General features: G+C 71.4%; 20 protein-coding genes. 15 read left to right on the top strand and 5 right to left on the bottom strand.

Annotated features, from left to right (window positions below; all coding sequences use genetic code 11):
* Positions 1-59: 59 nt before the first annotated feature.
* The gene (locus ACWCV9_RS15165; RefSeq protein ID WP_450786860.1) at positions 60-860 is read right to left on the bottom strand and encodes a hypothetical protein; all 801 of its coding nucleotides are present in this window, start codon (positions 858-860) and stop codon (positions 60-62) included.
* Positions 861-1,192: 332 nt separating this feature from the next.
* Positions 1,193-2,632 carry a pyridoxal phosphate-dependent decarboxylase family protein gene (locus ACWCV9_RS15160; protein ID WP_450786858.1) on the bottom strand — a complete coding sequence of 480 codons (1,440 nt, stop codon included), beginning with the start codon at positions 2,630-2,632 and terminating at the stop codon, positions 1,193-1,195.
* 296 nt (positions 2,633-2,928) lie between these two features.
* Between ACWCV9_RS15160 and ACWCV9_RS15155 the strand changes: the two genes are divergently transcribed.
* The 3 genes from ACWCV9_RS15155 to ACWCV9_RS15145 are packed head-to-tail and all read left to right on the top strand — an operon-like array spanning position 2,929 to position 5,694.
* Positions 2,929-3,993: an alpha/beta fold hydrolase gene (locus tag ACWCV9_RS15155; protein WP_450786856.1), complete on the top strand. Its 1,065-nt coding sequence runs from the start codon at positions 2,929-2,931 to the stop codon at positions 3,991-3,993.
* Between the two features lie 32 nt (positions 3,994-4,025).
* Positions 4,026-5,468 (top strand): aldehyde dehydrogenase, encoded by a 1,443-nt coding sequence (locus ACWCV9_RS15150; protein ID WP_450786854.1) that lies wholly within the window; start codon positions 4,026-4,028, stop codon positions 5,466-5,468.
* A gap of 31 nt (positions 5,469-5,499) precedes the next feature.
* A complete protein-coding gene (locus tag ACWCV9_RS15145) occupies positions 5,500-5,694 on the top strand; it encodes a hypothetical protein (protein ID WP_450786852.1) in 195 nt (64 codons plus the stop codon).
* 61 nt (positions 5,695-5,755) lie between these two features.
* On the opposite strand, the gene ACWCV9_RS15140 is transcribed toward ACWCV9_RS15145, so the two are convergent.
* Complete coding sequence (locus ACWCV9_RS15140) at positions 5,756-6,319, bottom strand: CGNR zinc finger domain-containing protein (RefSeq protein ID WP_450786850.1); 564 nt, start codon at positions 6,317-6,319, stop codon at positions 5,756-5,758.
* Positions 6,320-6,714: 395 nt separating this feature from the next.
* Between ACWCV9_RS15140 and ACWCV9_RS15135 the strand changes: the two genes are divergently transcribed.
* From ACWCV9_RS15135 to ACWCV9_RS15080, 12 genes are all read left to right on the top strand, one after another.
* Positions 6,715-8,136, top strand: a complete 1,422-nt coding sequence (locus ACWCV9_RS15135; RefSeq protein WP_450786848.1) for a DEAD/DEAH box helicase — start codon at positions 6,715-6,717, stop codon at positions 8,134-8,136.
* Positions 8,137-8,957: 821 nt separating this feature from the next.
* Positions 8,958-9,701, top strand: coding sequence for a glycosyltransferase family 2 protein (locus tag ACWCV9_RS15130; RefSeq protein ID WP_450786846.1), 744 nt, complete (start codon positions 8,958-8,960; stop codon positions 9,699-9,701).
* Positions 9,698-10,225 carry a hypothetical protein gene (locus tag ACWCV9_RS15125; RefSeq protein ID WP_450786844.1) on the top strand — a complete coding sequence of 176 codons (528 nt, stop codon included), beginning with the start codon at positions 9,698-9,700 and terminating at the stop codon, positions 10,223-10,225. Before ACWCV9_RS15130 ends, ACWCV9_RS15125 begins: the two co-directional genes overlap by 4 nt.
* Positions 10,222-10,950 carry a polysaccharide deacetylase family protein gene (locus ACWCV9_RS15120; protein WP_450786842.1) on the top strand — a complete coding sequence of 243 codons (729 nt, stop codon included), beginning with the start codon at positions 10,222-10,224 and terminating at the stop codon, positions 10,948-10,950. Before ACWCV9_RS15125 ends, ACWCV9_RS15120 begins: the two co-directional genes overlap by 4 nt.
* The gene (locus ACWCV9_RS15115) at positions 10,947-12,038 is read left to right on the top strand and encodes a glycosyltransferase family 4 protein (RefSeq protein WP_450786840.1); all 1,092 of its coding nucleotides are present in this window, start codon (positions 10,947-10,949) and stop codon (positions 12,036-12,038) included. Before ACWCV9_RS15120 ends, ACWCV9_RS15115 begins: the two co-directional genes overlap by 4 nt.
* On the top strand, positions 12,035-14,365 hold the full coding sequence (locus tag ACWCV9_RS15110; RefSeq protein WP_450786838.1) for a hypothetical protein: 2,331 nt from the start codon (positions 12,035-12,037) through the stop codon (positions 14,363-14,365). The genes ACWCV9_RS15115 and ACWCV9_RS15110 overlap by 4 nt, the downstream gene beginning before the upstream one ends.
* The gene (locus ACWCV9_RS15105; protein WP_450786836.1) at positions 14,362-15,507 is read left to right on the top strand and encodes a glycosyltransferase family 4 protein; all 1,146 of its coding nucleotides are present in this window, start codon (positions 14,362-14,364) and stop codon (positions 15,505-15,507) included. The genes ACWCV9_RS15110 and ACWCV9_RS15105 overlap by 4 nt, the downstream gene beginning before the upstream one ends.
* The gene (locus ACWCV9_RS15100) at positions 15,504-15,974 is read left to right on the top strand and encodes a hypothetical protein (RefSeq protein ID WP_450786834.1); all 471 of its coding nucleotides are present in this window, start codon (positions 15,504-15,506) and stop codon (positions 15,972-15,974) included. Before ACWCV9_RS15105 ends, ACWCV9_RS15100 begins: the two co-directional genes overlap by 4 nt.
* Complete coding sequence (locus ACWCV9_RS15095; RefSeq protein ID WP_450786832.1) at positions 15,971-17,308, top strand: lipopolysaccharide biosynthesis protein; 1,338 nt, start codon at positions 15,971-15,973, stop codon at positions 17,306-17,308. Before ACWCV9_RS15100 ends, ACWCV9_RS15095 begins: the two co-directional genes overlap by 4 nt.
* The gene (locus ACWCV9_RS15090) at positions 17,305-18,438 is read left to right on the top strand and encodes a glycosyltransferase family 4 protein (protein ID WP_450786830.1); all 1,134 of its coding nucleotides are present in this window, start codon (positions 17,305-17,307) and stop codon (positions 18,436-18,438) included. Before ACWCV9_RS15095 ends, ACWCV9_RS15090 begins: the two co-directional genes overlap by 4 nt.
* Positions 18,435-19,697, top strand: coding sequence for a polysaccharide pyruvyl transferase family protein (locus ACWCV9_RS15085; RefSeq protein ID WP_450786828.1), 1,263 nt, complete (start codon positions 18,435-18,437; stop codon positions 19,695-19,697). Before ACWCV9_RS15090 ends, ACWCV9_RS15085 begins: the two co-directional genes overlap by 4 nt.
* A complete protein-coding gene (locus tag ACWCV9_RS15080) occupies positions 19,694-22,009 on the top strand; it encodes a glycosyltransferase family 4 protein (protein WP_450786826.1) in 2,316 nt (771 codons plus the stop codon). Before ACWCV9_RS15085 ends, ACWCV9_RS15080 begins: the two co-directional genes overlap by 4 nt.
* Before the next feature lie 29 nt (positions 22,010-22,038).
* Here the strand turns inward: ACWCV9_RS15080 and adh are convergent, their stop codons facing one another.
* The gene (adh, locus tag ACWCV9_RS15075; protein WP_450786824.1) at positions 22,039-23,562 is read right to left on the bottom strand and encodes an aldehyde dehydrogenase; all 1,524 of its coding nucleotides are present in this window, start codon (positions 23,560-23,562) and stop codon (positions 22,039-22,041) included.
* A 56-nt stretch (positions 23,563-23,618) separates the two neighbouring features.
* Positions 23,619-24,926 carry a GAF domain-containing protein gene (locus tag ACWCV9_RS15070; RefSeq protein WP_450786822.1) on the bottom strand — a complete coding sequence of 436 codons (1,308 nt, stop codon included), beginning with the start codon at positions 24,924-24,926 and terminating at the stop codon, positions 23,619-23,621.
* Positions 24,927-25,061 lie beyond the last annotated feature (135 nt).

The raw sequence follows: 25,061 nt of genomic DNA, 5'->3' as shown, positions 1-25,061 counted from the left end.
GCGAACACGGCACACGTGGCGCCGTGTTCGCCTGCGGGATCACCGGTTCGGGGAAGCGGTCACCCCGCCCGGTCGGAAGGTGCCGCCTCGGGGCAGGGGCCCGGGTAGACCGGGAAGCGCAGATACGTCGTCACATCGCCGCGCCGCCGCCCTGTCCGGTAGCTGACGAGTTCCTGAAGCCCGATGAACGAATCGAGTGCGCTCGGAGCGAGGGAATAGACAAGGGCCCGATAGGGCCCGACGGGCACGCCCTCCTCGGCCAGCACCGCCTGGACCCGGCTGACCACGTCCCGTTCGTCTCCGCACAGGTCCGGCATCCGCAGATAGGTGCTCGCCTCGTCCGCCCGGTCCACGCCGCCCCGGAAGGCCAGGCACGTCAACGCCGCCTCCCCGGCGTCCTTCCGGTCCGGGCCGGAGAGTATGCGGAACACCTTGGAGGCGTGCAGCGGATCGTGGGTCCGCGCCGTCGCGGCCAGGGCGTTGACCGTGTCCAGATCCACGATGTGATTGCGGTAGTAGATCTTGGCCCGTGCCGAGGGCCTGTCGGCCAGGTCCAGGGCGAAGAACTCCAGCTCCCTGTCGCCGGGGACCGATCCGTGCGACCGCGTGGTGTTCTTCCACGCGGAGTCCATGTGCAGCCGTTCCATGGCCCGTCCGGTCACGGCCTCGCGCCTCGGATGGTCCCATCGGTAGAGGCCGAAGTACGCCTTGAAGGTCAGCCCCTCGCCGGGGCGCCAGGCGATCGCGTGCCAGAGGGGTGCCGGCTCGTGGCCGGCGTCACCGAGGAAGAGGTCCTCGACGCTCAGGTAGCGGTCGAGACTGCCCCCCGGCCGGCTCGCCAGTTTCCGCGAGACCTCCATGGCCGCTTCGCTGGGCCGGGACGAGCAGAAACCGGCGTCGAAGAGGATGCGGAGTTCCGGCTGGGCACCCGACCAGTTGACCGAGATCTCTGCCGGGAATCCGTCCGCTGCGACATAGGAGGGAATCGCACATTCGCGTCCGACGGGTGTCCGGAACCAGTCGCCCAGGACCTCGCGGAGAATTGACTCCGTCTCCCCGGCGCCGCCGAGGGGAAGGGAAAGCGCACGTGCCGCGGTTCTCCAGCGGTGACAGACGAATTCCCCGAAGGACTGATCGGCCGCATCGAATATCGCATACCGAGTTGCCATGAGTTGCCCAGCTTTCTGTGTGCTCACAGGTCGGTGGCCGCGGCGGTGATCACACGGAGTACGTCGTCCACATGTTCTTTGTGCGTGCGATGTGCGAGCACGCAGAGGCGGATCAGCTGCCGCTCCGCGACGGTCGTGCCGTGCACCACCGCACCGCCCTCGGAGTTGATCCTCTCCAGAAGCCGCCGGGTCGCGGCGTCGGCGGTGCGCTGTGCCGTCGCCCCCGGACCCTCGGGCCGTACCGCGAAGGCGACGGTGGTCAACTCGGGCCGCCAGGGGACGTCGAGACGGGGGACGGTGCTCAGCGTGCCGTGGATGTGGTCCGCGAGGTCGAGCTTCTCGTCGAGTGCGTCACGGAAGGCGGAGAGTCCGTGGAGGTGCAGCGGGAGCCACACCCTCACCCCCCGGTTCTCCCGGCTCAGTTCGATGCCCCGCTGGGCGTAGTCGGGCAGGACGTCGGACTCGCCGACGTCCTGGAGGGCGGTGGCCGAGCCTTCGTGCGCGGCGTGCAGAAGAGCCGGCTCCCGCACGACGAGCGCGCCGGTGCCGAACGGCAGGAACAGGGCCTTGTGGGGATCCAGGGTCACGGAGTCCGCCGATTCGAGGCCCGCCGTGCGCTCGCGGCCGCGTGCGGTGAGCCGGAAGAAGCCCCCGTAGGCCGCGTCCACGTGGAACCAGAGACCCTCGCGCTCGGCCAGGGCGCCGGCGTCCGCCAGTGGATCGATGGCCCCGGTGTCCGTGGTTCCCGCTGTCGCGACCAGCAGGAAGGGCCGCAGTCCTGCCTCGCGATCGGTGCGTATGCGTTCCGCGGCCGCACGGAGGTCCATCGTCAGGTTCCCGGTGACCGGTATCACGCGAACGTTCTGCTGCCGGATGCCGGCGATCCGCGCGGCCTTCGCCACGGAGTAGTGCGCCTGCTCGCTGACGTAGAGGGTGCCCCGCCCGATGTCCTCTCCCAGCCGGTCATGACGAGCGGTCACGAGGGCGGAGAGGTTGGCCATGGAGCCGCCGGTGGTGAGGACGCCGGAGCTGCCCTGCGGAAGCCCGCACACGTCCTGCGCCATCCAGCGCAGGACACTCTCCTCGAGGGCGGTCAGGGCGGGTGCCGCCGCGGCCAGGGTGCCGTAGCGGTTCAGCGCCCTGGTGAAGAACTCGGCAAGAGCGGACGAATATATTCCGCCACCGGGCAACGCCGCCATCAATCGCGGTCCGGCGGTTTCGATGGCGCTTTCTGCGGCCGTGCCGAGCCGGTCCAAGAGCGCTTCCAGGGGCGTGCTGTTCTCCGGGGGACGTGCCAGGAAGGAGTCCGTCAGTTTTTCCCCGGCATCGGGAACGGTCCTGTCGTGCGCCGGCCGGAGGTGCGCCGTCGAGAGGAACGTGGCGACCTGTTGCGTCACCATGTTCGCCATATCGACCATCGTCGCCCGGTCGGGCTCCAATGGAGAGGGTCGATGGATATTCATGCCGACCAGGATGGCGTGGCCATCAAGAATCTGATCATGACTCGGATCACGTTTTATGAAGCGTTCGGCGGTGCGGGCTGTGCGGGCGCGTGGTGCCGTCGGCGAGGCAGTGCCTTCGTCGCTCCTTGGGCAACTCCCTTGCGCCTCAGTACAGATGAGGTCGTCACCGGTTTGACAGGTGACGTACTCGGGTGCGAAGGTCGTGGTGTGCCAGGCCGGGTGTCCCCGCCTTCACGCAGGGCCGGGCCACCCGGCCGCGGGCCGGTCATCGGAATCACGTGACGGAGGGGCTTGTCATGATCAACAGGCGTACGTTCACCAAGACCGTCGGCTGGGGCACCGGTGCGGCCGCGGTCTCGCTGACCGGCCTGCAATCCAGTGCGTCCGCAGCGGCTTCACACGCACCGGCCGGAGCAGCCGCCCGCACCGTGCCTGCCGTCACCTCCGGCACCCACACCGCGTTCCAGACGCTGAAGCACGTCAAGGCGGGTGTCCTCGACATCGGTTACGCCGAGGCGGGGCCCGCCCACGGTCCGGTCGTCCTGTGCCTGCACGGCTGGCCCTACGACATCCACAGCTACGTCGACGTCGCCCCGCTCCTCGCCGGCCTCGGGTACCGCGTCATCGTTCCCTACCTGCGCGGCCACGGCAGCACGCGTTTCCTGTCCCGCCACACCCCCCGCACCGCCGAGCAGTCCGCCATCGCGCTCGACATCGTCGCGCTGATGGACGCCCTCGAGATCGACAAGGCGGTGCTCGCCGGGTTCGACTGGGGCTCGCGTACCGCCGACATCATCGCGGCGCTGTGGCCGGAACGCGTCAAGGCCCTTGTCTCGACCGGCGGTTACCTCATCACCGACCGCCGGGCGCAGCAGGTGCCCGCCGCCGCGGCCGTCGAGCACAACTGGTGGTACCAGTGGTACTTCGCCACCGAACGCGGCAAGAAGGCGCTGGAGAACGTCGACGAACGCATCGCCCTGTGCCGCTATGTGTGGACCCTCGTCTCGCCCGGCTGGGGCTTCGACGACGCCACCTTCCGGCGCACCGCCCAGGCCTTCGAGAACCCCGACTACGCGGCCATCGTCCTGTTCAACTACCGCTGGCGCATCGGCCTGGTCGAAGGGGACCGCCGCTACAGCCGCTACGAGGCGCAGCTCGCCACCCGGCCGCCCGTCCACGTCCCCACCATCACCCTCGACGCGGCCCTCGACCCCTTCACCCCCGCCGGTGCCGGCTCCTCGTACCGCGACCACTTCACGGGCCCCTACGAGCACCGCACCCTCGCGGACATCGGCCACAACCTGCCGCAGGAGGCACCGACCGCCTTCGCCCAGGCCGTCGTCGACGCCGACCGCCTGTGACGGTGCGCCGACCGACCGAAGGAGACCAACGCGTGATGGTGTACGACCGGCTGTTCATCGGGGGCTCCTGGACGGAGCCGAGCGACCCGGCGCTCCTCGCCCTCACCTCACCCCACGACCAGTCGCTGATCGGCCGGGCCGCCCAGGCGCAGCCGGCCGACGTGGACCTGGCGGTGGCGGCGGCACGGGCCTCGTTCGACACGGGCCTGTGGCGCACCACCCCGCCGGCACAGCGGATCGGCATCCTGCGCCGGTTCAACGCGCTGCGCGAGGAGAACGCGGAGAAGGCCGCGCGTCTGGTCTCGCGGGAGAACGGCTCGGCGCTCTGGTTCACCCGTGCCGGGCAGCCCGGCCTGACCCGGCAGGCGAACGCCTACCTCAAGGCGGCGGAGGACTTCGCCTGGGAGGAGACCCTGGAGCCCTCGGATCCGGCGTCACCGGTTCGCAGTGTGGTGCGCCGGGAGGCGATCGGCGTCGTGGCGGCCGTGATCCCGTGGAACTCGCCGTTCTCCTCCGCCACTTCGAAGATCATCCCGGCTCTGGCCGCCGGCAACTCGGTGGTGCTGAAGGTGTCCCCGGAGAACTCGCTGAGCATGGGCTTCCTGGCCGAGCTGCTGGAGCGCACGGGCCTGCCGGAGGGGGTCGTCAGCGTCCTGCCCGCGGACCGGTCGACCAGCGAGTACCTGGTGTCGCACCCGGATGTCGACAAGATCGCCTTCACCGGCTCGACGCGGGCCGGCCGCCGTATCGCCTCCATCGCGGGCGAGCAGCTCAAGCGGGTCAGCCTGGAGCTGGGCGGCAAGTCCGCCGCCGTCATCCTGCCGGACGCCGACATCGGCGAGGCCGTCGCGGGCCTGAAGTACGGCTCCCTGCTCAACAACGGCGAGTCGTGCATCGCGCAGACCAGGATCCTCGCGCCGCGCGGCCGGTACCAGGAGGTCGTCACGGCCCTGAAGGAGCTGGTCGAGTCCTTGAAGGTGGGTGATCCGAGCGACCCCGGCACCTTCATCGGCCCGATGGTCCGCCCCGACCAGCAGCAGCGGGTGCTCGCCTACATCCAGCTCGGCATCGAGGAGGGCGCCCGACTGGTCACGGGCGGCCCCCGGATCCCCGAGGGCCTGGAAAGGGGCAACTACGTCACCCCCACCGTCTTCGCCGACGTCGACAACTCGATGCGTATCGCACAGGAGGAGATCTTCGGCCCGGTCCTGGTCGTCATCGCCTACGACGACGAGGACGAGGCCGTACGCATCGCCAACGACTCCCCGTACGGCCTGTCCGGCGGGGTCTGGTCCTCCGACGAACAGCACGCCCTGGAGGTCGCCCGGCGCATCCGCACCGGCACCGTCACGGTCAACGGCGCTACCGTCGCCTTCGACGGCCCGTTCGGCGGCTTCAAGGCCAGTGGGATCGGCCGTGAGTACGGCGCGGTGGGCCTCGGCACCTACACCGAGTACAAGACCGTCACCGTCTGACGGCCGCCGAACGAGGAACGGAGTACGGGACATGAGCAAGGAACTCGCGACGGACGCCGCCGCGGCGGCAACCCGGCGCGCACGGTACGGCGCGCTCCCCGACCGCGTCCGCTTCGAGGACATGGTCGAAGAGGTGAAGACCGCTCAGACCGGCGCCGACGCCTCGTACGCCCCCGAGGGCTCATGGACGTACTACTCCTGCCTCGCCCTCGACCTGGGGCTGTAGACGCCCCCCCGAGGTGTCCGGACACCACGCCCGCCGGACGGGCGCGCCCCACGCCGCCGGATCAGCTTCCGGCGGCGACGGACGTCGTCCGCTTCCGCGCCCGGTAGGCCGCCGCCTTGATCTTGTTGCCGCAGGACTCCATGCCGCACCACTGCCGGCGCATGCCCCGGGAGCGATCGATGTAGACCCGCGTGCACTCGGGGTTGCCGCACTCCTTGAGCAGCGGGACGTCCGGCCCGCTGAGCAGTTCGACGGCCTGCCGGGCCACGGTGGCCAGTGCCTGCCCGGGGGTCGCGTCGGTGTGCCGGCCCGCCATGGTGAGCTGCGGCGTCGCCGGGGCCTGGCGCGCGGCGGCGTTGAGCACCGCGAGCGCCTGCCGGTCGAAGTCCTCGCCGAGGCGGCGGTCGGTGACGAGCCGGTAGACCGCCTCGCGCACCGCGACCGCCTCCCGGACGTCGTCCTCCCCGGCGGGCGTGATCGCGTCCACGAGCCCGGACTCCAGGTACCAGGCGGCGAGCCGGTCCGGCGTCGCGAACATCTCGAACCGGGCCGACCGCCGGGCGCGCAGCGTCGCCGCGAAGTCGAGCGCCGGGTGCCCGCACACGAAGACATGGTCAAGATTCACATCACCATTTTGACAGGTGACTACGGCGAGGGGCAAGGCAAGGCGGAGTGGCCGCGGGCGATCCGCAGGAGCAGGGTGGCCTTGGCATCCGACAGCAATGCTCTTGCCGGGCAGGCCAGTTGGGAGCTCCGGACCCCGAGGCGCGAGGAGGGGAGCGGGGCACCCCCTGTAGCCTGGCGGCGGGGCCCCCTAGGCTGATCGCCGCAGGGGGGCGAAGCCGGTCCCGCTCCCGGTTTCGGATCCCGGTGGCCGGGAGGCCCGGGCGGCGTGACCCGTGCTAGCGTTGCCCGTTTGCGGCGTCGCTGTGCCGGTGCTCCGTTCGGGAGTCGCTCTGGCTGGTGGCCGCGTCCCTGCCGCGCCTTCCCCGGTACGGTCCCTTCGGAGGAAGGCTCTCTGTGAGCGAATCAGCACGCGCCGATGCCCGGCCCCAGAACGATGTGTCCGAGGCGACGAACGCCACGTCGGCAGCGCGTACGGCGGTGTCCTTCGCGGAGCTGGGATTGCCGGCCGAGATTCTGCGGGCGCTCGACGAACACGGTGTGACCGTGCCCTTCCCCATCCAGGCGGCGGCGCTGCCGAACGCGCTCGCGGGACGCGATGTCCTGGGCCGGGGCCGCACAGGATCCGGCAAGACGCTTGCCTTCGGCCTGGGAATGCTCGCCCGCACGGCCGGGCGGCGGGCGCAGCCGAAGGAGCCGCTGGCGCTCGTTCTGGTGCCCACCCGGGAACTGGCGCAGCAGGTCGGGGGGGCGCTCACCCCGTACGCCGAGGCGCTGCGGCTGCGGCTTGCGACCGTGGTGGGCGGTGTGTCCATCGGACGGCAGGCCGCCGCGCTGCGGGAGGGCGCCGAGATCGTCGTCGCCACGCCCGGCCGGCTGCACGACCTCGTCGGGAGCAAGGGCTGCCGACTGGGGCGGGTGCGCATCACGGTCCTGGACGAGGCCGACCAGATGTGTGACATGGGATTCCTGCCGCAGGTCACCGAGATCCTGGACCAGGTGCGTCCCGACGGGCAGCGGATGCTGTTCTCCGCCACCCTCGACCGCGACGTCGACCAGCTGGTGCAGCGCTACCTGCGCGACCCCGCCGTCCACTCCGTGGACCCTTCGTCCAGCGCGGTCGCCGCGATCGTGCACCACGTCTTCGTCGTGCACGGCCCGGACCGGTACGCCGTGGCCACGGAGATCGCCGCCCGGGACGGCCGCGTCCTGCTGTTCCTGGACACCAAGCACGGCGTCGACCAGCTCACGCGGCATCTGCGGGCCAGCGGCGTGGCCGCCGCCGCCCTGCACAGCGGGAAGTCCCAGCCGCAGCGCACCCGGACCCTGGCCCAGTTCAAGAACGGGCAGGTCACCGCGCTGGTAGCGACGAACGTCGCCGCACGCGGCCTGCACGTCGACGACCTCGACCTCGTGGTCAACGTCGACCCGGCCACCGACCCGAAGGAGTACCTGCACCGCGCGGGCCGCACGGCCCGGGCAGGCCGCTCCGGCACCGTCGTGACACTCGTCCTGTCGGGACAGCGCCGGGAGACGAGCCAGGTCATGGCGGACGCCGACGTCGCCCCCAAGGTCACGAAAGTGCGGTCCGGCGAGGCGGAACTGAGCCGGATCACCGGCGCCAAGGCCCCCTCCGGAATTCCTCTCGACGGCGGCCCGGCCGTACCGCGCCCCAAGAACCACAACGCCCCCTTCCGAGGCCTGGGCAGCACCAAGGACACGAAGGGCGGCTCCGGCAGCAGGTCGTCCCGGAAGAGCACCGAGGCCCGCAAGCTCGCGGAGGCCCGCAAGTCGGCCCGGGTGCGCCGCGGCGCCTGACACCGGCTTCCCGGACGATCAGTCCGTGGTGCCAGAGCTATCGCTGGAGTCGGCCTGGGCCGGCCGCGCACCCGGCCGGACAAGGTCTGCGCTACCGCTACCGCAACCGTAAGAAGCGTGGCTCGCGCGGCGGTTGGAAGCTGACGTTCCCATCAAGCTGACGTGACATCACCGGTTGCGCTGGGCGTAATCCCTGGCCAGAGCTATGCAAAATTCAAGTAATCTGCGGAGCCGATCCGACGCGTCCGCCGTCGGGGGTGCCACAGCCTGCCTCACTCTGAACTGGTATGGACCACGAGTGGTGGCGGGTTCTGATGGCACCTTGAGAAATGGAACCCGACCTGCGACAACGTGACGCGTGCCGACTGGCGGGGTGTGTTCGTTCCGGTTGCGGCCGTGGGGTGTTCGACGGGCGCGGGTGCCTGCGGCACGACGTAACCGGCCGCCGGGCGCCGTATTCACATCTTGGTCACATATCTTCCCTCCCCCCTGCACATTGATATGGTCGCCTTCCGTTTCGGCGATGAGGGGATGCCGGAGCGCCGAGAGGGGGGCATCAAGTCGCTGGCATCCGGCCCGCGTTCAGCGCGGCTCGGCTGAGACGGCGTCCGCATCGATTCAGGCGATGCGGTCGGCTTCACTGAATTCTTTCTGACATTCCGGGTGCTGGGGAGCACCCATATCTGCGCGGCAGAGTCCGCACGCTCGACGACGCCATTTTCGGCTTGCCCGGAAACGGCATTCCGTCCTGCGGCGACGGGCTTATTCAGGCTGCCCGCAGACTCCGTTCTTCTATGCCTAGGGGGGCTTTCATGAAGGCGTTGTCCATTGTCATACCCGCACTCAACGAGGCGGCCAATCTGCCTGCGGTGATGGAGACCGTCCCGGTCGCCGAACTCGCCGCAGCCGGCTGGAGCACCGAGGTCGTCGTGGTCGACAACGCGTCGACCGACGGCACCGGCGACGTCGCACGCGAGCTGGGCGCCCGGGTGGTGCATCAGCCGGCGCGGGGCTATGGGAACGCGTACCACGCGGGGTTCCACGCGGCGGACGGCGACGTCATCGCCACCGGAGACGCGGACCGCACGTACCCGTTCGACGCACTGCCGGAGCTGCTGGCGACACTGGAGGAGCACGACGTCGAGTTCATGACCACCAACCGGCTGGGCCGGGAGAACGCCGCGGCGATGAAGCGCTCGCACTCCCTCGCCAACCGCGCCCTCAGCGGGGTGAGCCGCATGCTGTTCCGCAACGGGCTGCGCGATTCGCAGTCGGGCATGTGGGTCTTCCGGCGTCACGTGTGGCAGGGCATCGACGTGCGGTCCACCGGTATGGCCTTCTCGCAGGAGATAAAGAACGCCGCCACGCTGGCCGGTTACCGCACCCTGGAGGTGCCGATCGAATACCGGAAGCGGGGCGGCGAGGTGAAGCTCAACGCACTGCCGGACGGCATGGCCAACCTGCGCCAGTTGTTCCACCACCGCTTCCGCAGATCCCTTGCCGTGCCGACCGTCTCCGTGCCCCCGCAGCCCTCCGGCGTAGAGGAATTCGGGACCATCGCATGAGCCGACTGCTCGACGCGCCCGTCCGGCGGTCGGCGGTGCCCCTCGCGGGGCACCGCCGCCGTCGGCGGACGCGTGCCGTGCGAGGGCGCCGGAACCGCGCCGTCGCCGCCATAGCTGCCCTGCTCGTGCTGGTGACGGTCGCGTGCACCGTGCCGTGGGTGCGACATGAGCTGCGCGCCTCGTTCACCCGCCTGCCCAGCACCTACACGGAGCTGTACTTCGACGGCACCCCGGAGGTCGTGCACGGCACGGCCGTGGTGCAGGTCACCGTGGTCGCCCACGGAGCCGCCCCGCGGACGTACCAGCTGCGCGTCTGGCTGGCCACGGCGTCCGGCCGTACCGAGCTCTCCCGCACAGTCGGCCTCACCTCGCGCGCCGAGGTGCCGCTGCGGACGACGGTCCGGCTGCCGTACCCCCGCGCGGGGCACGGCGCGGCGGCGCGCACGGTGGTGCACGTCGCCCTCCTGGGGCAGCCTCAGACGCTTCACTACACCCTGGACGACACACCGGAGGGCACCTCGTGACGCAGCGCCAGATGACGGTCACCACGAGCTGGGACGACGGACACCGGCTCGACCCGCGCCTGGCGGACCTGCTGGCCCGGTACGGAGTACCGGGAACGTTCTACATCGCACCCCGCAATATCGAATTCGCTCCCGCCGACCGGCTCCCCGCCGCGGGCATACGGGAGTTGGCCGCGCGCGACGGCGTCGAGATCGGCGGGCACACCCTCAGCCATCTGAGGCTGCCGCTGATCGAGGAGGCAGCGGCTCGCGAGGAGATCAGCGCAGGGAAGGCCGAGTTGGAGGACATACTCGGGGGCACCGTCGTCAGCTTCTGCTACCCGCGCGGCGAGTACCGTCCGGTGCACGTACGGCACGTCGCCGATGCCGGGTTCCACCTCGCCCGCACCGTGCGGCGCAGTTCCCTGGCCACGGGTCCGCTGCTGGAGATGACCACGACGGTCAATGCCTACGCCCACCGGGTCGACGTCCCGCTCGCCCTGCGTCTCGCGGGCGGCAGACCAGGCCGCGCGGCCCAGTTGTACCTGCACTGGGACGAGTTGGCGATCCACTGGTTCGAACTGTGCCTGGAGCGAGGCGGTGTCTACCATCTGTGGGGGCACAGCTGGGAGGTCGAGGCGCGAGGCGACTGGGCCCGTCTCGAGCGGGTGCTGGACCACATCAGCGGCCGGTCGGACGTTCGCTATGTCACCAACGGAGCGCTGACCGGGGCAGGTGTCGCATGAGCACGGTGCTACAGATCACCCCCTACTACCCGCCTCACCTGGGTGGACTTGAACGGGTCGTGGAGAGCCTCGCCGCGGGCCTCGCCGAGCGGCACGACGTGCGCGTGGTCACTACCACCATCGGCTCCGAAGGCGCCCCGCGCCTGAGCCGGGAGGCTGGGGTCGGCGTGGTGCGCCACCGGTCGCTCGAGGTCGCCCACACGCCGATCGCTCCCGGCATGGCCCGGACTCTGCTGCGCAGCCCGCGCCGTTCGGTGCTGCACCTGCACTCCGCGCACGCACTGCTGCCGGAGATGGTCGCGCTGCTGGCCCGGCTGCGCGGACAGCGGTTCGTGCTCCACTTCCACCTGGACGTCGACGCCTCCGGCCGGCTGGGCTGGTTGCTGCCCGCCTACAAGCGGCACGTCTTCGGGCGGGTGCTGCGCGCCGCCGCCGCCGTGCTGGTGCTCACCTCGGCCCAGGCCGACTTCGTCACGGCCACCTACCGGGTGCCCGCCGAGCGCATATTCGTCGTTCCCAACGGGGTCGGCGCCCAGTACTTCATGCCCGTACGCGAGCCCGCCGAAGGCACCCTCGATCTGCTCTACGTCGGCCGGCTCAGCTCCCAGAAGCGCGTCGACCGGCTGCTGGAGTCCATGGCCCTGGTGACGCGGCCGGTGCGGCTGCGCATCGTGGGCGACGGCGAGGACCGTGACGAACTCATGGCCCATGCGGACCGGTTGGGTCTGAAGAACGTCCGCTTCGACGGACCGGCCCTGGGCGCCGACCTGGTGCGTGCCTATGCCGATGCCGAGGCATTCGTGCTGCCCTCCGACAAGGAGGGGATGCCGCTCGTCGCCCTGGAGGCCATGGCCGCCGCCCTGCCGGTGATCGCCACACGCGTTCCCGGCAACATCGAACTCCTCGACGGCGTCGGCCTGCTGGCAGAGCCCCACCCGGCCCGGCTCGCCGAGGCCATCGACGCGATCGCCGCCGACCTCGGGCTCCGGGCGGACCTCGGGCGGCGCAGCGCAGAGGCCGCCCGACGCCACCGGTGGGACGCGGTCGTCCGCCAGGTCGAGGACATCTACACCGAGGTGCTGTCGTGAACATCCGCTCCTGGTCCGTCACGACCGCCTTGGTGGCGGCCCTGATGGAATGCGTGCCGGGCACCCCTGCCGGGTTGCTGGTCCCTGCGGGGCTGTGGCTGCTGCTGGGAGCACCCACCCTGCTGTTCACCGCACTCACCGAGCGGGCGCTGTCGACCCTGGACGGACGCGTGCTCGTCGGCCTGGGTCTGAGCGTCGTCGGAGCCCTTGCGCTCCTGCTGGCGCTCAACACGCTGCTGCCCGTTCTCGGCGAGGACCGGCCCTTGGAACGGGTGCCGCTGGCCCTGGCGGCGGCGCTGTACGTGGTGACGCTCGCAGGGGTGTCGGCATGGCGCGCCTCCGTCGGATGGCGCTCACTGCTGCCCGGGGCGCCCCTGCGCGCCGACCGCCCGCCGGTCTCCCGACCGGTGGGGCTGGCCCCTGTCGGCGGCCTGGGCGCGCTCGTCCTGGCGCTGTGCGTTGCCGGCCCTGTCCGCCTCAACAACGGCCTGGGTGGCGGCGTCGCCGTCACCGCGCTGGTCGTGGTCACCGCGCTGCTGGCGCTGCTCATCGCGCGGCGAGGCCGGTACACGGTCGGCGTTCTGGAGCTGGGCCTGTGGTGCGCGGCCGCCGGAATCCTGCTGCTGACCAGTCTGCGCGGCTGGTACATCACCGGGCACGACATCCAGCGCGAGTACGAGGTCTTCCGGCTGGCTGCCGACGCCGGGCGCTGGAACATCGGCACCTTCCGCGACCCGTACAACGCCTGCCTGAGCATCACCTTGCTGCCGGCCGCGCTCACCAGGCTGACCGGTATAGAGGGCACCTACGTCTTCAAGGTGCTGCTGCCGCTGCTGTTCGCGCTGACACCCGTACTGGTGTACCGGTCCGTGCGGAACACGGCGCCGCAGATCGTCGCGCTGCTGTCCGCGGTGTACCTGATGATGTTCCCGACCTTCTTCACGGACATGACCTTCCTGGGCCGGCAGGAAGTCGCGTTCTTCCTCATGGGGTGCGCGACGGGCGTGGTCACCGACACCGCCCGGCCGTTCGCGCGACGTCGTGCCCTCTTCACGGTGCTGGTGGTCGGCATCGTGCTGTCGCACTACTCCACCACCTACGTCCTCGTCGCCGTCCTGGCCCTGGCGCTCGCCGCCGATCTGGCCTGGCGGCTCCTCGCCCGACTGCGCCGTCGCCGGCCGGCCGGGCGCGGATTCCTGACGTGGTGGATGGTGGCCGCCACCGCCGCGGCGGCGTTGGTGTGGTCAGGGCCGGTCACGCATACGACCGGGCAGCTGCACAGCACCCTCTCGCTGACCGCACGGGAGCTGACCGGACAGCGGACCGACACCGCGTCCTCGGACGTGTCCTACAGCCTGTTCAGTGGCGCGTCGGTCAGTGCCGAGCAGCGGCTCGTCGACTACCGGGCCGACGTCGTGCGGCAGACCGAGAGCGGTCGGGAGCAGGGCGTCTACCTGCCCCTGAAGACCATCGACCGGTATGCCGTCCCCGTCGTCTCCGAGCAGGCGAGGCTTCCCCTGACCGCTGTCGGACGTGCCCTGCGGGCCGCCGGCGTCGACGTGGCGGCGGCCAACGGTCTGCTGCGCGCCTGTGCCGCCGCCCTGCTCCAGGTACTGCTGCTGGTCGGTCTCGCCCTGGTCCTGTGGCCCCGGCGCACCGGACGCCTGCGTCCCCGGCCCGGCTTCCGGCCGAGCCGTGACCAGGTCACGCTGTCCCTGGGCATGCTCGGCGTCATCGCCCTGCTGACAGCGCTGCCCCAGCTCTCCGTCGACTATGGGGTGCTGCGCGCCTTCCAGCAGGGGCTGTTCTTCTTCGCGCCCTTCGTCGCCGGCGCCTCGCTGTGGCTGTTCCGCTGGGCGCGTCGATGGGCGGTTCCGGCTGCCTGTGTGCTGGCTCTCGGCCTGCTGCTGGACCTGACCGGGGTCGTACCCAAGGTGCTGGGCGGCTACCCGGCGCAACTGCACCTGGCCGACTCCGGGCAGTACTACGACATCTACTACGTCCACCCCGAGGAGCGCACCGCCATCCGCTGGGTGCAGTCCCGCGCCACCGAGACACAGCGGGCCGACGTCCAGTCCGAGGTGCAGACCGACCGCTACACCTTCAGCCGTCTCCAGTCGCTGATCCGGGGCCGCGCGCAGAACGACATCTTCCCGGTGCTGGTGGGCTCGCGCACGTATGTCTTCCTCGGCACGACCACGGTGACCAAGGACCAGGCCACCACGTTCTACCGCGGGGACCTGGTGACATACCGCTACCCGATCGGGCTGCTGGACGTCACCAAGAACAAGCTGTACAGCAACGGGGGAGCGGAGATCTACCGATGAAGCGCGTGCTGCTCGTCAGCCACTACTATCCGCCGCACATCGGCGGCATCGAGAACGTCGTCCGCAACGAGGCCGGTCACCTGCGCCGGGCCGGCGTCGAGGTGACGGTGCTGACCAGCGGTGCCAGGACCGTCACCGAGGACGACGACGGAGTGCGGGTGGTGCGCATCGCCGCCTGGAACCTCCTGGAGACGCGGGCCGGCGTGCCGTTCCCTCTGCTGTCGCCGCGAGTGTGGCCGACCGCCGTGCGCTGGGCCGGCTGGGCCGACGTCGTCCACGTGCACGACTGCCTGTACGTGACATCGTGGGCGGCGGGCCTGGCGGCGGGGCTGACCCGCACTCCTCATGTGCTCACCCAGCATGTCGCGGTGGTCGAACACCCTTCCCGCGTCGTGCGCGCCGTCCAGCGCGGCGTGTACCGGCTGGCCGGACGGGGCCTGCTGCGGCGGGCGCGGCGTGTGCTGGTCGTCAACGACCGAGTCGCCGAATTCGTCACCGACCACGGCGCACGCCCCTCGACCGTTCGTCTCCTCGCCAACGGAGTCGACACCGACACGTTCCGGCCGCCCGCCTCGGACCAGGAACGCCGGGCCGCCCGACTGCGCTTCGGCCTGCCCCAGGACCGTGTCCTGGTGCTGTTCGTCGGCCGGCTGGTGCCCAAGAAGGGCTACGACCTGTTGTTGGCCGCCGCCGACCCCGCCTACGACCTGGTATTCGCCGGCGACGGCAGCGTCTCCACCAGCGACCGGCCCGGCGTACACCACCTCGGCGCCCTGCCGCCGGAACAGCTGGCCGAGCTGTATCGCGCGGCGGATGTCTTCGCTCTGCCGTCTGCCGCCGAGGGATTCCCCCTCACCGTCCAGGAGGCGATGGCCTCCGGCCTGCCCGTCGTCACCACCGACGACCCCGGATACGCTCCTTACGGCCTGGACCGCACCCGGGTCCGGCTGCTGCCCCGGGAGGTGCCCGCGCTGCGTTCCGCCCTGTCGGAGCTGACCGGGGACGAGGAGCTGCGGGCTGCCATGGGCCGCTACTCCCGTACCTGTGCCACGGAGGGCTTCGCCTGGCCGGAGCACACCGTCAAGCTCCGCGCCCACTACCTGGGCGCCGACGGATCGCCGACCCGCGAGGCAGCGGCGTGAGGCGGGTGATCCGGGCGACGCTGGAGACCGCGCTCGTCCACGGGCTGCTGGGCTGGCTGTACGTCGCCGCCATCGCCGCCGTACGGCCGTCCGATCTGACCGTGCCCATCAGCTCCCTGGTGCCGGTGCGGCGCGACACGTTCGGCGCCGTCTGCTTCGCGCTGTCCGCGCTGTCGGCGACGCTGCTGCACACGACCACCGGACGCTGGTGGCTGCGGACCGGCCCCCAGCGGGGCCTTCGGGCGGCACTCCTGCGCACCGGCACGGTCTACGGCCTGCTCATGTGGGCGTACCTGTGCGTCAACTCCCTCACCCACCGCGAGACTCTCGCTCGCCCGTTCACCCACTTCGCCGACGTGCCCCGGGAGGGGCAGACCGCGTCGTGGACGTTTGCCGTGACGGCGGTGACCCTGCTGCTCGCCCGGGCGCAGGCCCGGCTTGATCGCCCGGCAGGAGAGCCCGTATGAGTCTGACCGCCCGCCCTGCCCCGCCCCAGCCGGTCGTGGCCCGCCTCGCCCGCGCCCGGGCCATGGTGCGCGACCCGCTGATCGCCAACTCCCTCTTCCTCATGGCCACGACCGCGCTGGGCGCGGGTGCCGGATTCGTCTTCTGGATCCTGGTCGCCCGTCTCTACCCGGCCGCCGACGTGGGCCGCGCCTCGTCGCTGCTGTCGAGCCTGTCCCTGTTGTCGTACTTCAGCCTGTTCGGGCTCAGCTCGACCCTGGTCCGGCACCTGCCGACCAGCGACCGGCGTGCGGAAGAGGTCAGCACCGCGCTCAGCACCGTCGTCGTATGCTCCTGCGTCATCTCCGGCGGTTTCGTGCTGCTGGTGCCGTGGGTGGCGCCCGAACTCGGCTTCCTGCACGCCTCGTTCTGGTATGCGGCAGGCTTCGTCGCGCTCGCCGCCGGCGCGGCCGTCAACCTGCTCACCGACTCCGTCTTCGTCGCCTTTCGCGCGTCCCGCGTCAACCTGGCCGTCAACGGCGTGCTGATGAGTCTGGTCAAGCTCGCCCTGCCGGTGCTGTTCGTCTCCGCGGGCCCCTTCGGGATCTTCGCGGCCAGCTCCGTGGCATCCACGGTCGCCGCCGCGGCCAGTGTTCTCGCCATCCGCCGCGGCCTGCGCCTGAAGGTCCGGCCGAGGTTCTCCTGGCGCACCTTCCGCGCCACCCTCGGCTACTCGCTCGGCAACTACCTGTCCGGCAGCCTCAACCTGATCCCGCAGATCGTGCTGCCGATCGTCGTCCTCCAGACCCTCGGGCCGGTCCCCGCCGCCACCTACTTCGTCGCCTTCCAGATCGCCAACCTGGTCAACTCGGCCTCCTACGCCATCGGCGAGGCTCTGTTCGCCGAGGGCTCCCAGCACGGCGTCGCCCTGGGCCCGATCGCCGTCCGCTCGGGCAAGGCCATCGCCCTGGCCACCGTCCCCGCCGTGGCACTGGTGGCCGTCCTGGCCCGGCCCGTCCTGCACGTCTTCGGATCCGCGTACGAGGCCCACGGCACCACCACGCTTACGGTCTTCACGCTCGGCTCCCTCGCCGTCGCCTTCAACACCTGGGTCAGCTTCCTGCTGAAACTGACCCGGCAACTCGTCGCCATGGTCGTGTCCAACGTGGTCCTCGTCGCCGTCGTCCTCGCGGTCGCCCTGACCCGGCTGCACGAGGGCCTGCCGTGGGCCGGAGTCGCCTGGGGCGTCGGCAACCTCGCCTCCGGAGCCGCGGCGGGCGTCGCTCTGCTGACCCGCATGCGCGCACCGCACACCGGACGGCACCGGCGCACCGGGAAGGAACGGAGCACCGCATGAAGATCCTTCAGATCGTCAACATCGGCCACGAGGCGGGGGGCGCCGAGAAGAGCGTCCGCCTCATCGCCGACGGCCTCGGCGCGCGCGGCCACCGCGTCCACGTCGTCGCCACCGACCTGCTCGCCGAGGGCCGTGAGGTGTTCGCGGACCACCTCGTGCCGGCCATTACCGGCACCGCGCCACGTCGTTTCGCCCGCAAGCTGTTCTACCCGCGCGCCCACCGCCAGGTGAGCGCTGTCGTACGCGACTTCGCGCCCGACTGTGTCCATCTGCACACCATCGGCGAGTTCGGCCCCGCCGTCCTGGACGCCACCGCCCGCACCCGGCGCGTGCTCACCGTGCACGGCCCGGAGGACTGGACCCGCGACCTGCTGCGGTGGAACCTGCCCAGCGCCCCCGACGGCCGGCTCTCGCCCGCCGACACCGCCCGCTACGCCTACCTGCGGTACGTGCAGCGTCCGGCGTACCTGCCACGACTGCGCCGCCTGGACCGGGTCCTGGCCCCCAGCGCGTACTTCGCCGCAGCCGTTCGCCCCGACGTCGGCCCCCGCGTCCCTGTGCACGTGCTGCCCAACGGGGTCCCCGGCACGGTCGTCGCACAGCCGCTGCGCGAGCTTGACCATGTGCTGTATGTGGGGCGGCTGGAGCGCGTCAAGGGCGTCGACGTGCTGCTGGAGGCGTTCGCGCGGCTCGGCCGCGGTCGGCTGACCGTCGTCGGCGACGGCCCTGAGCGAGCGCGATTGGAGGCACTCGCCGGTCCCCGCGTCACCTTCACGGGCTGGCAGGCGGCCGACGCCGTGGCCCGGCATCTGGTGGGGGCGTCCGTTGTGGCGGTGCCGTCGGTGTGGCCGGAGAACTTCCCCACCGTCGCCCTGGAGGCCCTGCGCACCGGACGCCCCCTGGTCGCCTCTCGGGTCGGCGGCCTTCCCGAACTGGTCGGGGACGACAACGGGGCATTGTTCCCCGCCGGGGACGTGGCCGCGCTCGCGGCCGTACTGGACCGCCTGCTCGGCGACCGCGAGACGCTCGCCCGCATGGGCGCGGCGTCGGCGGCACGGGCGCATCGCTATACCGTCGAGGTGTTCCTCGACGGGCTGGAACGGCATTACGAAGAGGTGGTCGGGGAATGAAGGTCGTCATAGTGGACGCTTTCGACCGGGGGAATCGTGGCGACGCGGCTCTGCTCAGCGTGGCCGTCCAGCAGGTGCAGGAGGCTTTTCCCGGTGCCCATGTGCTCGTGGCGGCGTTCGAGGACCCGGCCGCATGGCCGGAGTTCGAGGGCGTGCGCAACATCGGCTCGGTGCGCCGCTACGTCGGTGAGGAGACCGCGGGACGTGCGGCGAGGGTCGCACGCAAGGTAGCGGTCCTGGGCCTGGGTGCGGTCGCCGCGCTACCGGGTGGCGGGCGGCTGGCCTCCGGTCTTGCCGTGCTGCTGCCACAGGAGTTGCGAAACGAGATCCGGGCGGTCATGAGCGCCGATCTCGTGCTGTCCGTGGGCGGAGGTCACCTCAACGCCCGCCCCGACCTCCCCTCCGACCTCAACATCGCCTTCCTCCTGCTGCCGCTGTGGCTTGCCCAGCGCGCGGGGGTCCCCACGGTGCTCGGGCCGCAGTCGTTCGGGCCGTTCCCGCGCCGACGGCAGCGGTGGATGGTCCGGCGGGTGGTGGGCCGGGCCGTGGCGGCCGTGGCCCGAGAGGACATCAGCGTGGCCCGGCTGGCCGAGGCCGGGGTCACCGAGCCGACCGTCCGGCGCGGCGTGGACAGTGCCTTCGCCTTCCACAGTCGGTCCCGGCGGCCTTGGCGGGCCGAGCTGGGCGTGCCCGGGGATGCGCGGCTCGTCCTGGTCACGGCGCGCCGACACCTGCCGGGTCGTCAGCAAGAGGCGTACGAGGCGGCCATGGCGGGCGCCGTGCGGCGGGTTCTCGACGACGGCGGTCACGTCGTACTCGTCCCGCAGGTCACCTGCGCCTTCCAGGCCGACGACGACAGGCCGGTCAACGCTCGTATCGCCGCACACGTGAGCCCGCACCCGGCCCTGCACGTCCTGGACGACGCCGGAATCGACCACCACGACGTGCACGCCCTGTACGGCACCGCCGACTTCATCCTTGGCACCCGCTTCCACTCCGTCATCTTCGGATTGACGTCGGGCGTGCCGTGCGCCGCTGTCGAGTACGACCACAAGACGCGCGGCATCATGGCGGACCTCGGACTGGAGGAGTGGGTGGTGCGCATGTCCGACGCACAGGGCGCGGTCGTCGCCGACCTGCTCGACCGGCTCCTGCTGTCCGGCGACGACTACAGCAAGCGACTGCGGGCTGTCCTGCCCGCCTACACCGCGCAGGCCGGGGACTTCGTCGGCGTGCTGCGCACGGCGGTGGCCCGGTGACCACGCACGTGCCCACCACACCGACGGTGCTGCTGGCGACGCCGTACCTGCCGCCGTCCCTCGGCGGGGTGGAGCAGTACGTCTGGCACCTCGCCCGCGAACTGGGCGCCCATCACGGGTACCGGGTCGTCATCGCGACGACGACGGGCGGGCCGATGGGCGGTCGGCCGGGCCGATCCGAGGACGGGCCCGGCGGCTGCGTCGTGTACCGGCTGGAGGCCCCCGTGCTTCTGTCGCGCACGCCCGTCGGCGCGGGCTGGCGGCGGCAGCTGCGGCGGATCATCGAACGGGAGGGTGTGGACCTGGTCAACGGGCACGCACCGGTGCCGCTGTTCGCGGACGCCGCGGCCCGGGCCGCCGGGGACACCGGCCGGCCGTTCGTTCTGACCTACCACACCGGGCGCATGCGCAAGGGCAGGCCCACGACCGACGCCGTGCTGGTCGCGTACGAACGGACGGTGCTGGCCGGGACCGTGCGACGGGCCCGCGAGGTCATCTGCTCGTCCGACTACGTGGTGGCCGACCTCGCCCGCCTCTTCGCGGGCCGCGCGACAACGATCCAGCCCGGCGCGGATCTGGACCTGTTCACGCCAGGTCCAGTACCGGCCGAGCCCCGGGTGCTCTTCGTCGGCTCACTGGAGCAGCACACCGCCTACAAGGGCCTCTCCGAACTTCTCGCCGCCGTCGCCGAGTTGAAGAAGCGGGGGAGTCCCGTACGGCTGGAGGTCGTCGGCGACGGCACGGCGGCGGGCAGCTACCGGCGCACCGCCGACCGGCTCGGACTCGGCGGCACGGTCACCTTCAGCGGGCGGTTGCACGGGGCGGACCTGGCCGCGGCCTATCGGCGTGCCCGGGTCCTGGCCCTGCCCACGTCCTACGACAGTTTCCCCAGCGTCCTGGTGGAAGCGATGGCCGCCCGGCGCCCCGTCGTCACCACCCGCGTCGGCGGCATCCCGAGCCTCGTCCGGCATGAGGACAACGGTCTGCTCGTCGCGCCGGGGGACCGCACCGGACTGCGCTCCGCACTGACTCGGGTGCTCACCGATGACGCCCTCGCCGACCGGCTCGCCGCGGCGGGGCTGGCCCACGTCCGCAGCACGCTGGGCTGGGGGCGGCAGGCGACCCGCACCGCCGATGTTTTCGCCCGAGTGCTCGAGGGCCGCAGGCCCCGCACGGTCGCGGTCGTCGCCCCCTACTACCCGCCCGAGATCGGCGGCGTGCAGAACTACGCCGAGCGGGTCGCCACCGCGATCGCCGGGGACCCTGCGCTGCGGTCCGTGGTGATCACCACCAACCCCGCAGACCGGCGCACCGGCGTCACCGTGGAGGACGGCGTGCCTGTCGTCCGGCTCGGCACCTGGGCCCGCCTGTCCAACACCCCGCTCAGCCCCCTGTGGCCGTTCCAACTACGTGGCTGGCTGCGGCGGATGCAGGTCGACGTGATCAACACCCACGCGCCGGTTCCCGGCCTCCCCGACCTGGCGGTCGCTCTGCGCGGTCAAAGGCCCGCCGTGGTCACCTATCACGCCGGCTCGATGCTGAAGGGCGAGGCCGCAGCCGATCGGGTCATCCGCTGCTACGAACGTCATGTGCTGCCGCGAGTGTTCGCCCGGGCTCGGGCGCTGGTCGCCGTCTCCCCGGTCTCCTTGGCCGCCCGCCACCCCGGCGCCTTGCAGATCACCCCCGGCGTGGACACCGACCGTTTCACCCCCGGCCCCCTGCCGCCGTCCCGGCGCCCCCGCACAGTGGTGTACCTGGGCCGCATGGACCGCACCTCCTCCTGGAAGGGCGTCGACGTCCTCCTCGACGCCGCCGCACAACTCCCCGACGACGTCACCCTCACCCTGGTGGGCAGCGGTGACGCCGTCCCCGACCACCGCGCTCACGCGGAACGGCTCGGTATCGCCGACCGCGTGCACACCCCCGGCCAGTTCACAGGGGACGACCTGGTGGGGGCCCTGCAACAGGCCGCCGTCGTCGTCCTTCCGTCCAGGAGCGAGGCCGAGTCCTTCGGCATGGTCCTGATCGAGGCCATGGCCTGCGGCACTCCGGTGGTCGGCTCGGATGTCGGCGGCATCCCCCATGTGATCGACCCCGGCACCAACGGTCTTCTCGTCCCGCCGGGCGACCCAGCCGCCCTCGCCGACGCCCTGGTGTCCCTCCTGGGCGACGGCCACCTGGCAGACCGCCTCGGTGCGACAGGCCGTCAGACTGCCGTCCAACGGTACGCGTGGCCGGCGCTGACGGCCCGCTATGTGCGGCTGTTCAGAGAAGTGAACACGGGGGAGCGTGAGCTGTCCCGAGTTCGGTGAGCACGCTCGGTGCGGAGTGCCTCCGGGCTCTAGAAGAAGCCGAGTTTCTTCGGGCTGTAGGAACACAGAAGATTCTTGGTCTGCTGGTAGTGCTCCAGCATCATCTTGTGCGTCTCACGCCCGATCCCCGACTGCTTGTACCCGCCGAACGCCGCGTGCGCCGGATAGGCGTGGTAGCAGTTGGTCCACACGCGGCCCGCCTGGATGGCGCGGCCCGCGCGGTAGGCCGTGTTGATGTCCCGGGTCCACACCCCCGCTCCGAGGCCGTACAGCGTGTCGTTGGCGATCTTGATGGCGTCGTCGAAGTCGTCGAAGGAGGTCACCGAGACGACCGGGCCGAAGATCTCCTCCTGGAAGATCCGCATACGGTTGTCGCCCTCGAAGATCGTCGGCTGGACGTAGTAGCCACCCTTCAGCTCCCCGTCGAGTTCCACGCGCTCGCCGCCGGTGAGCACCTTCGCACCCTCCTGCCGGCCGATGTCCAGGTAGGAGAGGATCTTCTCCAGCTGGTCGTTGGAGGCCTGTGCGCCGATCATCGTGTCGGTGTCGAGCGGGTGCCCCGGCCTGATCCGCCGCGTTCGCGCCACGGCCGCCTCCAGGAACTCCGCGTACTGGCCCCGCTGCACCAGCGCCCGGGACGGGCAGGTGCACACCTCGCCCTGGTTGAGCGCGAACATCGTGAAGCCCTCGAGCGCCTTGTCGCGGAAGTCGTCGTCGTGCGCCCACACGTCGTCGAAGAAGATGTTCGGCGACTTGCCGCCGAGTTCCAGGGTGACCGGCTTGATGTTCTCCGAGGCGTACTGCATGATCAGCCGCCCGGTGGTGGTCTCCCCGGTGAACGCGATCTTCGCCACCCGCGGACTCGACGCCAGCGGCTTGCCCGCCTCGACACCGAAGCCGTTGACGATGTTCAGCACGCCCGGCGGCAGCAGGTCGGCGACCAGACTCAGCCAGTAGTGGATGGAGGCCGGTGTCTGCTCGGCGGGCTTCAGGACCACCGCGTTGCCCGCCGCGAGCGCCGGCGCCAGCTTCCACGCCGCCATCAGGATCGGGAAGTTCCAGGGGATGATCTGCGCGACGACCCCCAGCGGTTCGTGGAAGTGGTACGCCACCGTGTCGTCGTCGATCTCGCTCAGCGACCCCTCCTGAGCGCGGACCGCCCCGGCGAAGTACCGGAAGTGGTCGATCGCCAGCGGGATGTCCGCCGCCAGGGTCTCCCGCACCGGCTTGCCGTTCTCCCAGCTCTCGGCGACCGCGAGGGCTTCGAGGTTGGCCTCCATACGGTCGGCGATCTTCAGCAGGATGTCACTGCGCTCCGTCACCGACGTACGGGCCCACCCCGGCGCGGCCTCGTGCGCCGCGTCCAGCGCCCGCTCGACGTCCTCGGCGCTGCCCCGCGCGATCTCGGTGAACGGCTGCCCGTTGACCGGCGACGGATTCTCGAAGTACCGCCCGCGCACCGGCGGCACATACGCACCGCCGATGAAGTGGTCGTAGCGCGCCTGGTAGGAGACGATCGCGCCCTCGGTGCCCGGCGCCGCGTAACGAGTCATGCTGGTCTGCCTCCCGGTCCAGCGCTGCCCGCCGTTGGGCAGCTCCCGGCGCGAGGCTAGGCGGACGGACGTTGCAGGTACGTTGCACCGCAGGTCCGCGCCGGTGCCCGGCCGGCCGGTGCGGTCAGTTCGCTCTCCAGCGCGGCGAGCCGGGCCCGCACCGGCGCGGTGGGCCGCACCGCGGCCAGCGCCCGCCACACCTCCAGATCCTCCTCTCCCCATGGCGCGTGCGCCCAGTCCGCCAGCAGGTCCGGGTCGCGCCGCGCGATCAGCGCCGTCCGCAGCCCGTCGGCGAGCCGGTCCCGCAGCCGTACGATCGCCGGAGCCTGCGAACCGGGCAGCAACGGGCCGGTGTACGCCTCCGCCGCCGCGGTGAGCGCACCCGCCTCCAGCCGTCGCTCCACCACGCTCGCGTCGGACTCCACCGCGACCGTCAGCCGGTACGGCCGTGAGGCGAGCAGCCCCGGCCCCAGCAGGCGGCGCAGCCGGGCCAGTTCGGCGCGCAGCGTCACCGGGGTCACCGACTCGTCCGCATAGAGCGCACACAGCAGCTCGTCACCGCTCAGGCCCTCCGGATGCCGGGACAGCAGGACCAGGATCTCGCTGTGCCGGCGGCTGAGTCTGATCCGCCCTCCCTCCAGGGTGAGTTCGGCCTCGTCCCGGCCCAGCACGCTGAGCAGCGGGACGTCGGCGGCGCGTCGCGGCGGAGCGAGCAGGGCCAGCTGTGTCTCGGCGGCCCGCGCCACCGCCCGCACGAAGCCCAGGCTGTGCGGATGCGCCAGCCCGTCCCCGCCGGTGATGTCGACCGCGCCCAGCACCCGGCCGGTGCGCGGATCGTGCACCGGCGCCGCCGCGCACGTCCACGGCTGCACCTGCCGGATGAAGTGCTCCGCCGCGAACACCTGCACCGGCCGGTCCACCGCCACGGCCGTCCCCGGCGCGTTGGTGCCCACCGCGGTCTCCGACCAGCGCGCACCGGGCACGAAGTTCATCCCGTCCGCCCGGCGCCGGGTCACCGGATGGCCCTCGACCCACAGCAGCCTGCCGTGTGCGTCGCACACCGCCAGCAGATGCTCGCCGTCGGCGGCGAACGTGCCCAGCAGCTCCCGGAACAGCGGCATCACCCGGGCCAGCGGGTGCTCCGCCCGGTAGGCGCCGAGTTCGCCCTCAGCAAGCTCCACACAGGCACTGCCGTCCGGTCCGACACCGGCCCGTGCGCTGCGCCGCCACGACTCCGCCACCACCGAGCGCACCGGCCGCGGCACCCGGCCCACTCTGGTGAACGTCTCGTGCGCCCGGCGCAGTTCCCGGACCCGTGCGGCGGGGTCGGCTCCGGCTTCCAGGGCCACCCACGGATCGGTCAACTCGGCCTCCCCGACGCTGAAACGGCTGCCTCCATGGTCACGCACGGTGTTCGCGCGGACAACCAGCGCGACACCGGTTCACCAACCCTCCTTGTATCGCCTCCCTCCTGTGGGGCGTGACAGTCGGCGGATGCT

The sequence above is a fragment of the Streptomyces sp. NPDC001606 genome (assembly GCF_053596835.1).
This window is presented reverse-complemented; position numbering and strand designations above follow the sequence as displayed.

Excerpts from the sequence above, each read along its gene's own strand:
- ACWCV9_RS15145 (WP_450786852.1), top strand. The coding sequence starts at position 5,500 with ATGAGCAAGGAACTCGCGACGGACGCCGCCGCGGCGGCAACCCGGCGC.
- ACWCV9_RS15165 (WP_450786860.1), bottom strand. The coding sequence starts at position 860 with ATGGAGGTCTCGCGGAAACTGGCGAGCCGGCCGGGGGGCAGTCTCGAC.
- ACWCV9_RS15085 (WP_450786828.1), top strand. The coding sequence starts at position 18,435 with ATGAAGGTCGTCATAGTGGACGCTTTCGACCGGGGGAATCGTGGCGAC.
- ACWCV9_RS15095 (WP_450786832.1), top strand. The coding sequence starts at position 15,971 with ATGAGTCTGACCGCCCGCCCTGCCCCGCCCCAGCCGGTCGTGGCCCGC.
- ACWCV9_RS15090 (WP_450786830.1), top strand. The coding sequence starts at position 17,305 with ATGAAGATCCTTCAGATCGTCAACATCGGCCACGAGGCGGGGGGCGCC.
- ACWCV9_RS15115 (WP_450786840.1), top strand. The coding sequence starts at position 10,947 with ATGAGCACGGTGCTACAGATCACCCCCTACTACCCGCCTCACCTGGGT.
- ACWCV9_RS15155 (WP_450786856.1), top strand. The coding sequence starts at position 2,929 with ATGATCAACAGGCGTACGTTCACCAAGACCGTCGGCTGGGGCACCGGT.
- ACWCV9_RS15125 (WP_450786844.1), top strand. The coding sequence starts at position 9,698 with ATGAGCCGACTGCTCGACGCGCCCGTCCGGCGGTCGGCGGTGCCCCTC.
- adh (WP_450786824.1), bottom strand. The coding sequence starts at position 23,562 with ATGACTCGTTACGCGGCGCCGGGCACCGAGGGCGCGATCGTCTCCTAC.
- ACWCV9_RS15160 (WP_450786858.1), bottom strand. The coding sequence starts at position 2,632 with ATGAATATCCATCGACCCTCTCCATTGGAGCCCGACCGGGCGACGATG.
- ACWCV9_RS15105 (WP_450786836.1), top strand. The coding sequence starts at position 14,362 with ATGAAGCGCGTGCTGCTCGTCAGCCACTACTATCCGCCGCACATCGGC.